We start from the raw sequence: 13,734 nt of genomic DNA on the forward strand, positions 1-13,734 counted from the left end.
CCGGGATGCCACCGACCGGCGAGGCGACGGCTGCCTGTGAGCGTGTGATCCGCACGCTGCAGGCCGAGGAACGAGTTCCCGCCGTGGCGGCCGCGGTGGTCAGATCCGACCGTCCCGGGTGGAGCTTCGCGCTCGGCGACGCCGGCGCCGGCACACCGGCCGGGCCCGCGACGCAGTTCCGGATCGGCTCGGTCACCAAGACGTTCACCGCGGTCCTCGTCCTGCAGCTGCGCGACTCCGGAATGCTGGACCTCGACGACCAGATCGACGCCCACCTGGCGCTGCCCGCGCACGGCCAGCTGACGATCCGCAGCATCCTCAACCACACCTCCGGTCTCCAGCGCGAGCCATGGGGCAATCTCTGGGACACCCTCGACGTCCCGGACGACACCCGGCTGCTGGAGGAGGTCGCGAAGGCCGAGGCCGTGCTGAGCCCGCGGCGCCGGTGGCACTACTCGAACCTCGGTTTCGCGCTGCTCGGGCACCTGGTCAGCGCCAAGACCGGCGCGGCGTGGGCCGAGGTGCTGCAGGACCGCCTGCTCGACCCGCTGGGGCTCTCCGACACGACCGTGCTGCCCCGGGGTGACGCCGCTCAGGGCTACCTCGTCGACGCCTACTCCGACCACGCCCGCCCGGAGCCGCACTTCGACCTGCGGGGCGCCGCGGCTGCCGCGCAGCTCTGGAGCACCGCGGGTGACATGGCCCGCTGGGCGCTGTTCCTGGCCAAGCCGGACCCCGCCGTGGTGGCCCGGTCGACGCTCGAGGAGATGTACGAGCCGGTCGTGGTCACCGACCCGGTGAACTGGCACACCGGCTGGGGGCTGGGGCTGCAGGTCGCGCCGCAGGGCAGCGGCTCCGATCGGGCGGTGGACATCGGGCACAACGGCGCGATGCCCGGCTTCCTGGCCGGGGTGTGGTGCCGTCGCGGGGTGGAGATCGGGGCCGCCGTGCTCGGCTCGTCGGGCACCGCCGCCGGGATCACGTCGGCGCCGCACAAGCTGATCGCGGAGTCGCTGCGGCTCGATCCGGTCCGGGTCGAGCCGTGGACGATCGGCGGTCCGGCGCCGCGGGAGTACGCCGGCATCCTCGGCCGCTGGTGGTCGGAGGGCAGCGAGTTCGTGTTCCGCTGGACGAAAGGCCACCTGGAGGCGCGGTCGGCGTCGGCGGTGGCCGCGGCTCCGCCGGCGATCTTCGCGTTCGAGGCGCCCGACCTGTTCCGCACCGTGTCCGGGCGTGAGGCGGGCGAGCGGCTGGAGGTCTTCCGCGGCCCCGACGGCGCGGTCGACTACATGCGCTGGGCCACCTACCGGTTCACCCGCGACCAACAGACTTACGCCTGATTCTCAGGAGCCACACCCCGACCCTGCCCGGTAGGATTGGAAGGCAGAACAAGTCCCGAGAACGGAAGCAGGCGGAAGCGGCCACCCCGGCCGGCCCATGGCAGAAATCAAAGCGCCCACCACGGCGCAAACCCGCATCGTCGTCCCCGACGCCCACGCGATGGTCTCCCTGCTGGGCTCCGGTGACGCCATTCTGACCCTCATCGAGCGCTCGGTCGCCGCTGACGTGCACGTGCGCGGCAACGAGATCACGCTCACCGGTACCCCCGCCGACAACGCCTTCGCCGAGCGGCTCTTCGCCGAGCTGCTGACGCTCGTCGAGCGCGGCGAGGTGCTGACGTCGGACGCGGTGAGCCGCACGATCGCGATGCTCAAGTCGAACAGCGACGAGCGTCCGGCCGAGGTTCTCACCCTCAACATCATCTCGAGGCGTGGACGGACGATTCGTCCGAAAACGCTCAACCAGAAGCGCTACGTCGACGCGATCGACGAGCACACGATCATCTTCGGCATCGGCCCGGCCGGCACCGGCAAGACGTACCTGGCCATGGCCAAGGCCGTCCAGTCGCTGCAGGCCAAGCAGGTCAACCGCATCATCCTGACCCGGCCGGCGGTCGAGGCGGGGGAGCGGCTGGGCTTCCTGCCGGGCACGCTCCACGAGAAGATCGACCCGTACCTGCGTCCGCTCTACGACGCGCTGCACGACATGGTCGACCCGGAGTCGATCCCGCGCCTGATGCAGGCCGGGACGATCGAGGTCGCCCCGCTGGCTTACATGCGCGGCCGCACGCTCAACGACGCGTTCATCATTCTCGACGAGGCCCAGAACACCACGGCCGAGCAGATGAAGATGTTCCTCACCCGGCTCGGGTTCGGCTCGAAGATCGTCGTCACCGGCGACGTGACCCAGGTCGACCTGCCCGGCGGCGCCACCAGCGGCCTCCGGGTGGTCCGGGAGATCCTGGACGGCGTCGAGGACGTGCACTTCGCCGAGCTCTCCAGCAGCGACGTCGTGCGTCACCGCCTGGTCGGCGACATCGTCGACGCGTACGCGCGGTACGACTCCGACCACGCGCCGGCACCTCGCGACGGCGGTGGCCGCCGTGCCGCCGGCGGTCGCTCCGCCCGGCGCAGCTGACGCGGTGTTGGATAGGACCATGTCGATCGAGATCTCGAACGAATCGGGCCACGAGGTGGACGAGGCAGCGCTGCTGTCCGTCGCCAGGAGCACCCTGGACGAGATGGGTGTCAACCCGATGGCCGAGCTGTCGATCCTGTTGATCGACGTCGGGTACATGGCCGAGCTGAACCATCGCTGGATGGAGAAGACCGGCCCCACCGACGTGCTCGCGTTCCCGATGGACGAGCTCGACGCCGACCGCGGCCCGGGCGCGGACGAGGACGGCCCGGAGCCCACGCTCCTGGGTGACGTCGTCCTGTGCCCGGCCGTGGCCGAGAAGCAGGCCAAGGTCGCCGGCCACAGCACTCCCGACGAGCTGATGCTGCTCACCGTCCACGGCATCCTCCACCTGCTCGGTTACGACCACGCCGAGCCGGAGGAGGAGCGGGAGATGTTCGGCCTGCAGAACCGCCTGGTCAGCGCGTACCGCCGCAGTATCGGCATTCCGGCGGTCGCTGACATCCCGCTCAAGCCGACCGTCTCCGACCACTGATGAGCACCCCCGGGCTGCTCGCGGTCGCGGTCGGTCTCGTCGTCGTCGCCGGTGCGGTGGCCGCCGCCGACACCGCGTTCAACCAGATCTCGCGCGCCCGCGCCGAGGAGATGCTGCGCGCGGGCACCCGCGGCGCCGGGAACCTGCTGGCGCTCGTCGGCAACCTGCCGGTGCACGTCAGCCTGCTGCTGCTGATCCGGCTGGCCTGTGAGCTCACCGCCACCACGCTGGTGGCGATCGTCGCGATCGACCGCTGGGGCCCCGGCTGGGTGGCCGGCATCGTCACGGCCGCGAGCATGACCGTGGTCAGCTTCGTGCTGGTCGGCGTCGGCCCGCGGACGATCGGCCGGCTGCACCCGTATCCGGTGGCGCTGGCCAGCGCCGGCATCACCCGGTGGCTCGGCCGGGTGCTCAACCCGCTGGCCCGCCTGCTGATCCTCGTCGGCAACATGGTGACGCCGGGGCGCGGCTTCCGGGAGGGCCCGTTCGCCACCGAGACCGAGCTGCGTGAACTCGTCGACCTCGCCGAGGAGCGGGGCGTCGTGGAGAGCGAAGAGCGGGAGATGATCCACTCGGTCTTCGAGCTCGGCGACACGATCGTGCGCGAGGTCATGGTGCCGCGCCCGGAGATCGTCTGGATCGAGCGGACGAAGACCGTGCGGCAGGCGACGTCGCTCGCGCTGCGCAGTGGTTTCTCACGCATCCCGGTGCTCGGCGAGAGCATCGACGACATCATCGGCGTCGTCTACCTCAAGGACATGGTCCGGCGCGTGCAGGGTCAGCCCGAGGCCGACCGGCAGCTGCGGGTCGAGCAGATCATGCGCGACGCCGAGTTCGTGCCCGAGTCCAAGCCGGTCGCCGACCTGCTGCGTGAGATGCAGCAGCGGCGCATTCACATGGCGATCGTCATCGACGAGTACGGCGGCACCGCCGGGTTGGTCACGATCGAGGACATCCTCGAGGAGATCGTCGGGGAGATCGCCGACGAGTACGACAACGAGCGGCCGCCGGTCGAGAACCTCGACGACGGCGCGGTGCGGGTCACCGCCCGGCTGCCGGTCGAGGACCTCGGTGAGCTGCTCGACGTGCGGCTGCCCGACTACTCCGACGACATCGAGACCGTCGGTGGTCTGCTGGCGCACGAGCTGGGCAAGGTGCCGATCCCCGGCGCGAGCGTCCGGATCCAGAACCTGGAGCTGACCGCGGAGAGCGCCGGTGGGCGCCGCAACCGCATCGACACGGTGCTGGTCCGGCGGCACGAGCCCGAGCCCGCAGAATCACCGGCCGAGGAGACGCACACCGCCGATGTCTGAGCTAGCCCCGGAAGACGCGAAGATCGTCACGCTCGCCCGCTCCACCCGGGCGCGCAACGGCACCCCGGAGGGTGCGGCGGTACGTGACACCGACGGCCGCACCTACGCGGCCTCCAGCGTCGCGCTGCCGTCGCTGGGGCTCTCCGCGCTGCAGGTGGCGGTGGCGATGGCGGTGTCGAGCGGTGCTCCCGGCCTCGAGGCCGCCGCGGTGGTCACCACGTCCGGCCAGGCCGACGCCGAGGGCGTCGCCGCCGTCCGTGACCTGGCGCCGGGCGCCTACGTCCTGGTCGCGGACCCGTCGGGCACGGTCGTCTCCCGTTCGTAGGACGCGCTCCGGCGCAGCCAGCCGACCGTCCGGGTGGGAGAATGAACGAGTGAGCGATTTCCATGCGGGCTTTGCGTGCTTCGTCGGTCGGCCCAACGCGGGTAAGTCCACGTTGACGAACGCTCTGGTCGGGACCAAGATCGCGATCACCAGCAGCAAACCGCAGACCACGCGGCACACCGTCCGCGGCATCGTGCACCGCCCCGACGCGCAGCTCGTCCTCGTCGACACCCCCGGTCTGCACAAGCCCCGCACGCTCCTCGGCCAGCGCCTGAACGATCTGGTGCGCACCACCTGGGCCGAGGTCGACGTCGTCGCGCTGTGCGTGCCCGCCGACGAGCCGGTCGGCCGCGGTGACAAGTTCATCGCCGACGAGATCGCCGGGCTCAAGAAGAAGAACGTGCTCGCGATCGTCACCAAGACCGACCTGGTGGACAAGAAGCGCCTGGCCGAGCAGCTGCTCGCGGTCTCCCGGCTGGGAGAGTTCGCCGAGATCGTGCCGGTCTCGGCGAAAGCCGGCGACCAGGTCGACCTGCTCGCGGACCTGCTGGCCAAGTACCTGCCGGAGTCCCCGCCGCTCTACCCCGACGGCGAGCTGACCGACGAACCCGAGATGGTCATGGTCGCGGAGCTGATCCGGGAGGCCGCGCTGGAGGGCGTCCGCGACGAGCTGCCGCACTCGCTGGCCGTCGTCGTCGAGGAGATGGAGCCCCGCGAGGGCCGCGACGACCTGCTCGACGTCCACGCGACCGTGTTCGTCGAGCGGCCGAGCCAGAAGGCGATCGTGCTCGGCGCCGGTGGCGAACGCATCAAGCACGTCGGAAGCACCTCGCGGCGTCAGATCGAGGCCCTGCTCGGCACGCGGATCTTCCTCGACCTGCGGGTGAAGGTCGCCAAGGACTGGCAGCGCGACCCGCGTCAGCTGCGGCGGCTGGGTTTCTAGTTGCCGCTTTATCGGGACATCGGCGTCGTCCTCCGGGTGCAGCAACTCGGTGAGGCCGACCGCATCATCACGCTGCTCACCCGCCGCCACGGCCGGATCCGAGCGGTCGCGAAAGGGGTCCGCAAGACCAAGAGTCGGATCGGCGGGCGGCTCGAGCCGTTCAGCCACGTCGACGTGCAGTTCTACGAGGGCCGGTCGCTCGACGTCGTCAGCCAGGTGGAGACGCTCGACCCGTTCGGCAAGTACCTCGTCGACGACTACACCCGGTACACGACCGCGAGTGCGATCGCGGAGACCGCCGAACGGCTGACCGCCGAGGAACGAGAACCGGCGCTGCGTCTGCACCTGCTCACGGTCGGCGCGCTGCGCGCACTGACCGTCGGCGAGCACGACGCACCGCTGGTGCTCGACGCCTACCTGCTGCGCGCGATGAGCTACGCCGGCTGGGCCCCCGCGCTGATGGAGTGCGCGGTGTGTGGCCTCCGCGGTGCTCACCGTGCGTTCTCGGTGCAGGCCGGTGGATGCGTCTGCGGTAACTGCCGCCCGCCGGGTTCGGCGTCGCCGTCGACGGAGGCGCTGGAGCTGATGGTGGCGCTGCTCGACGGCGACTGGAACCACGCCGGGCGCACCGAACCGCCCACCCGACGCGAGGCGAGCGGTCTGGTCGCGGCCCACCTGCAGTGGCATTTGGAGCGGGGCCTACGCTCGTTGCCGCTGGTCGATCGCACGAACGTAGGGGAGAACTTTCGATGAGCAAGCGGCGAGAGCCGGTCCGGCCGCCGACCCCCCACGTGAGCGGGGCGCGTCCACCGGCGATCCCCGCCGACCTCGTGCCCAAGCATGTCGCGCTGATCATGGACGGCAACGGCCGCTGGGCCAAACAGCGCGGCCTGCCGCGCACGGAGGGTCACAAGCGCGGCGAGGACTCGCTGTTCGACGTCATCGAGGGATGCATCGAGATCGGGGTCAAGTACCTCTCCGCGTACGCGTTCTCGACCGAGAACTGGAAGCGGTCGCCGGACGAGGTCCGGTTCCTGATGGGCTTCAACCGCGACGTGATCCGACGCCGGCGCGATCAGCTGCACGCGATGGGCGTCAAGGTTCGCTGGGCCGGCCGACGTCCGAAGCTGTGGCGGAGCGTGATCGCCGAGCTCGAGGACGCGGAGGAGATGACCCTCGGGAACGACGTGCTGACGTTGCAGTTCTGCGTGAACTACGGCGGGCGCGCCGAGATCGCGGACGCGGCCGCCGCGATCGCTCGGGAGGTCGCGGCCGGGCGGATCTCGCCGGACAAGGTCAACGAGAAGTTGTTCGCGCGCTACCTCGACGAACCATCGATCCCGGACGTCGACCTGTTCGTGCGCTCCTCCGGTGAGCAGCGGATTTCCAACTTCCTGCTGTGGCAGTCCGCCTATGCGGAGCTGGTGTTCGACGACACGCTGTTCCCGGATTTCGACCGGCGCAACATCTGGCGGGCGTGCGAGACGTACGCATCGCGTGACCGCCGCTACGGGGGCGCGATTCCGAATCCGGTGTCCATTCACGACCCGGTCGGTCAACCGAACTAACTGACGCTAGGTGAAAGTGAGTGAACGCTGCGTCACTCTACCGAACGTCGATCGCGCAAGGTCCTATGGATGTCGGGCGGTCTCGCCCGACGGTCGCGGGGTACGCCTCGCCGGGGAGCGTCGGGTGGAGAGCGGTCGGGCACCGGTTCCCGGTCTGGTGCCCGACCGCGCGATCGACGCCCGGCGGCGGCAACTCCGGACGCCGCTGGTCGCGGTCCGCTCTCCCCGGCGTTCGTTGCGGGCCCTTCGGACGCTGGGTGATGATCCGGGCGCGGCGGCTATGGAAACCCCACCTGAAGCCGCTGCGCCCGGGCGGACCCGTCGACCGCCATGGGCTGAGGGCGATGCAGCTCATGGCGGCTCGGCGGTCGCTGACCCACTCGCGGTCGCAGCGAAATTGGGCACCGCCTCGGGGAGGTGGCGACCCCTCCCGAGACGATGCCGCTGGCTGATAGTGTGCACCCCCTCACCCTCTGCCGCTGATTGTTCTCCGAAAAGAATGAATGTCTTATTCACCTGTGGTGCCTGTGAGTAAGAAGCGGCGTATCGGGTCGGTCGAGCTCCTCGCGGGCATCCTGATCGCGGTCGTCGTCCTCCGCGGGCCTCTGATCACCGCGTTCGACAGCCCGGCCGCGCGAACCTGGGCCACGATCTTCGTCTCGATCGTCGTCCAGGCCCTGCCGTTCCTCGTCTTCGGTGTCCTGATCAGTGCCGCGATCGCGGTCTTCGTCCCGACGTCGTTCTTCGTCCGTGCGCTCCCGCGCCGGGCCGCGCTCGCGGTGCCGGTCGCCGGGGTGGCCGGGGTCGCGCTGCCCGGCTGCGAGTGCGGGTCGGTGCCGATCGCCGGTGGCCTGGTCCGGCGGGGGGTCGCGCCGGCGGCGGCGCTCACGTTCCTGCTCTCGGCGCCGGCCGTGAACCCGGTCGTGCTCGTCGCCACCGCGGTGGCGTTTCCCGGCCGCCCCGAGATGGTCGCCGCCCGGTTCGTCGCGTCGGTGCTCACCGCGATGATCGTGGGCTGGCTCTGGCTCCGGTTCGGCCGCGCCGACTGGATCCGGCTGCCCCAGCGGCCCGACCTGAGCACGACGCCGAAGTGGACGGCCTTCTGGCTGAGCGTCCGGCACGACGCGATCCACGCCGGCGGCTTCCTCGTCGTCGGTGGGCTCACGGCCGCGTTCCTCAACGTCACCGTGCCGCGCCGGTGGTTGGACGCGCTCGCCGACCAGCCCGTCCTCGCGATCCTGGCGCTCGCGCTGCTGGCGGTGCTGCTCTCGATCTGCTCGGAGGCCGACGCGTTCGTCGCGGCGTCGCTGAGCCAGTTCTCGCTCACCGCGCGGCTGGCGTTCCTGGTCGTCGGCCCGATGATCGACGTGAAGCTCTTCGCGATGCAGGCCGGCACGTTCGGCCGCGGGTTCGCGCTGCGCTTCGCGCCGCTGGTGTTCACGACCGCGGTGCTGATCAGCGTCGTCACCGGGAGTGTGTTGCTGTGAACCGTGAGGCGCAGAGCATCGTCCTGCTCCTGATCGGTGGTGCGCTGCTCCGCCTCACCGTGTTCTCCGACGTCTATCTGCGGTACGTGAAGCCCGGGCTGCGGTGGTACCTGGTCGCGGCCGGGGTGGTGCTCGTCGTCGCGGGCGCGATCACGCTCTGGCGCGACCTGTTCGGCGAGGAGAGCGAACACACCGGCCCGAAGGTCGCCTGGCTGCTGCTCCTGCCCGTGCTCACGATCTTCCTGATCGGCCCGCCGTCGCTCGGTTCGTACTCCGCGGAGAAGCAGGGCGCGGCCGCGGTGCAGCAACCGCGTTCGGACCTGCCGCCGCTGCCGGCCGGGAACCCGGTGGAGCTGTCCGTGCTCGACTACGTCACGCGCGCGCTCTGGGAGGACGGGGCCTCGTTCCGGGGGCGCCAGGTCCGGCTCACCGGTTTCGTCACGGTGGACGGGCGCGGCACCGCGTACCTGACCCGCATCGTGCTGAGCTGCTGCGCCGCGGACGGTCGTCCGCTGAAGGTCGCGCTGGCCGGGGTGCCGCCCTCGACGCTCGAACGGGACGTCTGGATCACGGTGGTCGGCGGTTACGACCCCACCCGGCACACCGACCCGGTCAGCGACGAGACCGTCCCGACGATCGCGGTCCGCACTCTCACCCGGATCGACGAGCCCACCGAGCCGTACGACGCGTAGATCGCCGGGTGCCCTGGAGTTCGAGGCTGGGCACGCCGCGCGGCCGCCGGAAATCGGCGCCGAACAACAGGTGCGGTTCGCTGATCGCCCAGGCTCGGAGCGCACCGAGAACGGTGCGCAGACGCTCCTCCGCAGAGCGGCCGGCGTCCCGCGTGGCCACGTCGTCGAAGTCGCCGGTGACCAGCGCGTCACGGTTGGCGAAGTACCAGTGGAGCGTCGGCCCCGACAGCCCGTTCTCGCGCGCGATCGCGTTGAGCGAGAGCGCTGCGGCGCCCGACCCGGCGAGCGGACGGAGCGCGCGTCGATAGTTGTGAACGTGCGGTCGGGATGTGGTCGTCCGGGTCGAGGCCTCCGGAGTCAGGGCAGGCGGCGCTACCCAGGGCCGGGATGCGTTCCCGTTCGCCCCCGGCTACGACCGCGTCGCACGATCGTCCGGGCCGGGGCGCGCAGCAGTTCCGGGCCGGGTCGCGTGTCGCGGCGGTGACACGCACCGGCGCCCGAGCCGAGCGGGCCGTCGCCCGCCGGTCTGGATTCGGCCGACGCGGGCGCGCTCGTGACCACCGTGCGCTTCGCGGCGCCGAACTTCCGCACCGATCCGGCCACGGCAGCGGTGTCGGGGACACTCGAGGCGGTGGTTACCAGGCGCTAGCCGCGCCACCGAGCCGCGGAGGCCCGGCTACCGAGCCGCGGAGGCCCGGCCACAGGCCGCGGAAGCGCGGCCGGATCACCGGCACGGCGGCGGACGTGGCCGGGCGACGGCTCAGCTGCGGGCGGCGCACTCGGCGCAGGTGCCGAAGATCTCCAGGGTGTGTGAGACGTCGGCGAAGCCGTGTTCGGACGCCACGCGGTTGGCCCAGCTCTCCACGGTGGGGCCGGCGACCTCGACGGTGCGGCCGCACACCCGGCAGACCAGGTGGTGGTGGTGCCCGCTGGAGCAGCGCCGGTAGAGGTGTTCGCCGCCCGGCGGGCGCATCACGTCGATCTCTTCGGCGTCGGCCAGGGCCTGGAGCGTGCGGTACACGGTGGTGAGGCCGACGGATTCGCCGCGCTGGCGCAGCAGTTCGTGCAGCTCCTGTGCGCTACGGAACTCTTCGACCTCGCCGAGCAATGCCATGACTGCCGTCCGCTGACGTGTGGTTCGGCCGACACTCGCTTGCATTGGGGCATCCTCTCCGGCCCGCGAGACGGGCTCCCACCCATCCTCTCAGGTCATATGCCGTAACCGCGATGTGTCGGGGGACCTAAGCCGTGTCCTGCGAATCCGTGCTCGACTGCGGCTCCGCCTGAGCGGTGCCTCGCTGGGAGCGAGAATCGCAGGACACGGCCTCACCGATCACGTGGGGGAATGTGCGGAGTGGGCTACCGCGTCACGCACGACGTGCGCTACGTGGGAGTCGGTCAGGGAGTAGGCGACCTCGCGGCCGCGGCGGTGCGAGGTGACGACGTCGGCGGCGCGGAGCACGCGCAGGTGCTGGGAGACCAGCGGCTGCGGCACGCCGAGCGCGTCGACGAGCTCGTGGACGCAGAGCGCACCCTCGTCGAGGCGCATCACGATCGCGATGCGCAGCGGCGACGCCAGCGCACGCAGCAGATCTGCCGCGGGGGTGTACCCCGCCACCTCGTCCCCCGGTGCGGAGAGAGCGGTGAGGGTGACCTCGGCGTCGGGCTTCATCGGCCCGGGACGCCCGCGCCGGTGGGTTCGGCCGCGACCGGATCGGGCGCGGGAGCCTCCGGGGCCGGCCGGGAGGGGCGGGCGGCCGCGCGGCGCTGCCAGCCGTGGACCGCGGCCGCCACCGCGGTCACGACGACGAACACCAGGACGGCGAGGACGACGATCGACGCACCCGACGGAACGTCCAGGTAGAACGAGCCGACCGCGCCGGTGAGCGCGACCGCGACGCTCAACCCCATCGCACCGGCCAACGTCGCGGCGAACCCCCGCGCAACCTGCTGAGCGGTGGCCACCGGGATCACCATCAGCGCGCTCACCAGCAGCACGCCGACGACTCGCATCGCGACGGTGACGGTGACCGCCGCCGAGACCGCCAGCAGGATGTTGAGCAGCCGCACCGGCACGCCCGACACCCGCGCGAACTCCTCGTCGTGGCAGATCGCGAACAGCCACGACCGCAGCCCGACGGTGAACAGCAGCACCGCGACCGCGAGCACGCCCATCACGATCAAATCGGACGGTCTCGTGGTGAGCAGTGACCCGAACAGGTATCCGAGCAGGTTGTTGTTGCCGCCGTTCGGCGCCAGGCTGATCAGCAGCACACCACCGGCGATACCGCCGTAGAACAGCAGCGACAGCGCGACGTCGCCGGAGGCACCGCCGCGGGAGCGGATCAGCTCCACCGCCACGGCGCCGAGCGCGGCCACGACGACCGCGCTGAGCACCGGGGACTGGCCGGTGAGGAACCCGAGCGCGACGCCGGTCAACGCGATGTGCCCGATGCCGTCACCGACGAGCGACATCCGCCGCTGCACGAGGTAGATGCCGACCGCGGGCGCGGTGAGGCCGACCAGGACCGCCGCGATCAGCGCCCGGACCATGAAGTCGTAGTGCAGGATGCTCATCGGTTCACCGCCTTGGCCGGCCCGGCGTGGTCGGGAACGCCGTCCCACTCACCGTGCGGGCTCGCCGTCGGGTTGCCGTGGACGTGGTGGCGATCGGTGTCGATCCAGTACCCGCCGACGTGCCCGTCGGCCCACGGCGCACCGTCGTGGGCGATCCGGCCGTGGTCGAGGACGATCGTCCGGGTGATCAGGTCGGCCAGCGGCCCCACCTCGTGCAGCACGACGAGCAGCGTGGTGCCGCGCTCGACCAGCCGCTCGACGGTCTCGGCGAACGCGCGCTGGCTGGCCGCGTCGACCCCGGCGTTGGGCTCGTCGAGCACCAGCAGATCGGGGGAGCCGGCCAGCGCCCGCGCGATCAGCACCCGCTGCTGCTGGCCGCCGGAGAGCGTCGAGACCCGTTCGCGGGCGCGGTCGGCGAGGCCGACGGTCTCCAGCGCGTCGGTCACGGCCGCCCGGTCGGCGGCGGACGCGAAGCGCAGGAAACCGCGGCGGGCCAGCCGGCCGCTGGTGACCACCTCGCGCACGGTGGCCGGCACGCCGGTGGCGGCACCGGCCCGCTGCGGCACGTACCCGACGCGCTGCCAGTCGTTGAACCGCGCGGTGGGGGTGCCGAACAGCGAAACGGAGCCGCCGGCCAGCGGAACCAGCCCCAGTAGCGTCCGGACCAGCGTCGACTTGCCGGAACCGTTGGAACCGAGCAGGGCGACGACTTCGCCGGCGGTGACCGAGAGTGAGACGTCGCGGAGCACCGGACGTTCGCCGAGCACGACCGTGGCGTGCTCGGCGGCGGCTACCGGGGATGATTCGTTCACTGGCACTGCAATGCGCCTCGCAGGGTTGTCAGGTTGGTGCGCATCACGGAGAAGTAGTCGTCGCCGCTGTTCTTCTCGATGCCCTCGATCGGGTCGAGGACCTCGGCCTTCGCGCCGACCTCGGCCGCGAGGGCCTCGGCGATCTTCGGGCTGACGAGCGTCTCGAAGAAGATCTCCTTCACCCCGTTCTGCTTCGCGTAGTTCGCCACCTCGGCGAGGCGGGCCGCGGACGGCTCCTCTTCCGGGGTGAGGCCGGTGATCGCCACTTGCGTGAGACCGTACCTCGCAGCGAGGTAACCGAACGCGTTGTGGCTCACGACTATCGTTTTCTCCTGACAGCTCGCCAGGCCCGTCCGGTATTCCTCGTCGAGCGTGCTCAATTTCGTGTCCAGCGCCTTGGCGTTCGCCGTGAATTCCGAGGCGTGGTCCGGGTCGAGGTCGCCGAGCTTCTTCGCCACCGCGTCCGCGATGCCGGCCAGGCGGGTGGGGTCGAGCCAGACGTGCGGGTCCTTGCCCTTCTCGTCCTCGTGCAGCTCGCCCTCCTCCAGCGGCACGTAGCCGTCCTTCAGCGGTTCGACGGTCGCCACGTCGAGCGACTTGTCCTTCGCGCCGCCGTCCACCGCGTCGTCGACGGCGGGCTGGAAGTCGCGCAGGTAGACGACCGCGTCGGCGTCCGTGACCTCGGCCACCTGCTTGGGGCTGAGCTCGAGGTCGTGGGGCTCGGTGCCGGGCTCGACGAGGTTCGTCACCGACACCCGATCACCGCCGACCTGCTGCGTGACGTACTGCAAGGGATAGAAGGCGGCGACGACATCGAGCTTGCCGTTCGCGGCGGCAGCGTCGGAGTCGGAGGAGGAGCAGCCGGTTGCCGCCGTGGCGACGCCGACAGCGAGCAGCGCGGTGAGGGCCGCGCGGAGGGGTCCGCTGTACATGACAACGATTCTCATTACTGATGACAACGAATGTCAATCTCGAGGCGGGGGTACTTGCGTTGTTACTTTGAG

Annotated in this window: 16 protein-coding genes; 10 read left to right on the plus strand and 6 right to left on the minus strand. The window is 70.9% G+C overall.

What is annotated here, in order from left to right:
• Nucleotides 1-5 precede the first annotated feature (5 nt).
• The 10 genes from CRYAR_RS07415 to CRYAR_RS07460 all read left to right on the plus strand — a co-directional run bounded on the left by CRYAR_RS07415 (nucleotide 6) and on the right by CRYAR_RS07460 (nucleotide 9,341).
• Entirely contained in the window at nucleotides 6-1,340 is a 1,335-nt protein-coding gene (locus CRYAR_RS07415) for a serine hydrolase domain-containing protein (RefSeq protein ID WP_051569884.1), read from the plus strand.
• Nucleotides 1,341-1,437: 97 nt separating this feature from the next.
• Nucleotides 1,438-2,478: a PhoH family protein gene (locus CRYAR_RS07420; protein WP_211247318.1), complete on the plus strand. Its 1,041-nt coding sequence runs from the start codon at nucleotides 1,438-1,440 to the stop codon at nucleotides 2,476-2,478.
• Between the two features lie 19 nt (nucleotides 2,479-2,497).
• On the plus strand, nucleotides 2,498-3,013 hold the full coding sequence (ybeY, locus tag CRYAR_RS07425) for an rRNA maturation RNase YbeY (RefSeq protein ID WP_051571948.1): 516 nt from the start codon (nucleotides 2,498-2,500) through the stop codon (nucleotides 3,011-3,013).
• Nucleotides 3,013-4,326, plus strand: a complete 1,314-nt coding sequence (locus CRYAR_RS07430) for a hemolysin family protein (RefSeq protein ID WP_035849318.1) — start codon at nucleotides 3,013-3,015, stop codon at nucleotides 4,324-4,326. Before ybeY ends, CRYAR_RS07430 begins: the two co-directional genes overlap by 1 nt.
• Nucleotides 4,319-4,651: a cytidine/deoxycytidylate deaminase family protein gene (locus tag CRYAR_RS07435; RefSeq protein WP_035849321.1), complete on the plus strand. Its 333-nt coding sequence runs from the start codon at nucleotides 4,319-4,321 to the stop codon at nucleotides 4,649-4,651. The genes CRYAR_RS07430 and CRYAR_RS07435 overlap by 8 nt, the downstream gene beginning before the upstream one ends.
• A gap of 49 nt (nucleotides 4,652-4,700) precedes the next feature.
• Nucleotides 4,701-5,594, plus strand: a complete 894-nt coding sequence (gene era, locus CRYAR_RS07440; protein ID WP_035849323.1) for a GTPase Era — start codon at nucleotides 4,701-4,703, stop codon at nucleotides 5,592-5,594.
• Entirely contained in the window at nucleotides 5,595-6,347 is a 753-nt protein-coding gene (gene recO / locus CRYAR_RS07445) for a DNA repair protein RecO (protein ID WP_035849325.1), read from the plus strand.
• Nucleotides 6,344-7,162, plus strand: coding sequence for an isoprenyl transferase (locus CRYAR_RS07450; RefSeq protein WP_035849327.1), 819 nt, complete (start codon nucleotides 6,344-6,346; stop codon nucleotides 7,160-7,162). Before recO ends, CRYAR_RS07450 begins: the two co-directional genes overlap by 4 nt.
• 503 nt (nucleotides 7,163-7,665) lie before the next feature.
• Complete coding sequence (locus CRYAR_RS07455; RefSeq protein ID WP_035849329.1) at nucleotides 7,666-8,649, plus strand: permease; 984 nt, start codon at nucleotides 7,666-7,668, stop codon at nucleotides 8,647-8,649.
• A complete protein-coding gene (locus tag CRYAR_RS07460) occupies nucleotides 8,646-9,341 on the plus strand; it encodes a TIGR03943 family putative permease subunit (RefSeq protein ID WP_035849332.1) in 696 nt (231 codons plus the stop codon). Before CRYAR_RS07455 ends, CRYAR_RS07460 begins: the two co-directional genes overlap by 4 nt.
• On the opposite strand, the gene CRYAR_RS50615 is transcribed toward CRYAR_RS07460, so the two are convergent.
• The 6 genes from CRYAR_RS50615 to CRYAR_RS07485 all read right to left on the minus strand — a co-directional run bounded on the left by CRYAR_RS50615 (nucleotide 9,301) and on the right by CRYAR_RS07485 (nucleotide 13,662).
• Nucleotides 9,301-9,702: a TetR family transcriptional regulator gene (locus CRYAR_RS50615; RefSeq protein WP_084701782.1), complete on the minus strand. Its 402-nt coding sequence runs from the start codon at nucleotides 9,700-9,702 to the stop codon at nucleotides 9,301-9,303. The genes CRYAR_RS07460 and CRYAR_RS50615 overlap by 41 nt on opposite strands.
• 399 nt (nucleotides 9,703-10,101) lie before the next feature.
• Nucleotides 10,102-10,500, minus strand: coding sequence for a Fur family transcriptional regulator (locus CRYAR_RS07465; RefSeq protein ID WP_035849334.1), 399 nt, complete (start codon nucleotides 10,498-10,500; stop codon nucleotides 10,102-10,104).
• A 174-nt stretch (nucleotides 10,501-10,674) separates the two neighbouring features.
• Nucleotides 10,675-11,013, minus strand: coding sequence for an ArsR/SmtB family transcription factor (locus tag CRYAR_RS07470; protein ID WP_084700212.1), 339 nt, complete (start codon nucleotides 11,011-11,013; stop codon nucleotides 10,675-10,677).
• A complete protein-coding gene (locus CRYAR_RS07475) occupies nucleotides 11,010-11,918 on the minus strand; it encodes a metal ABC transporter permease (protein WP_035849336.1) in 909 nt (302 codons plus the stop codon). The genes CRYAR_RS07470 and CRYAR_RS07475 overlap by 4 nt, the downstream gene beginning before the upstream one ends.
• Nucleotides 11,915-12,736 (minus strand): metal ABC transporter ATP-binding protein, encoded by an 822-nt coding sequence (locus tag CRYAR_RS07480; protein ID WP_425389362.1) that lies wholly within the window; start codon nucleotides 12,734-12,736, stop codon nucleotides 11,915-11,917. The genes CRYAR_RS07475 and CRYAR_RS07480 overlap by 4 nt, the downstream gene beginning before the upstream one ends.
• Nucleotides 12,727-13,662: a metal ABC transporter solute-binding protein, Zn/Mn family gene (locus CRYAR_RS07485; RefSeq protein WP_035849338.1), complete on the minus strand. Its 936-nt coding sequence runs from the start codon at nucleotides 13,660-13,662 to the stop codon at nucleotides 12,727-12,729. Before CRYAR_RS07485 ends, CRYAR_RS07480 begins: the two co-directional genes overlap by 10 nt.
• Between the last annotated feature and the right edge of the window lie 72 nt (nucleotides 13,663-13,734).

The sequence above is a fragment of the Cryptosporangium arvum DSM 44712 genome, assembly GCF_000585375.1.
Classification (GTDB): domain Bacteria; phylum Actinomycetota; class Actinomycetes; order Mycobacteriales; family Cryptosporangiaceae; genus Cryptosporangium; species Cryptosporangium arvum.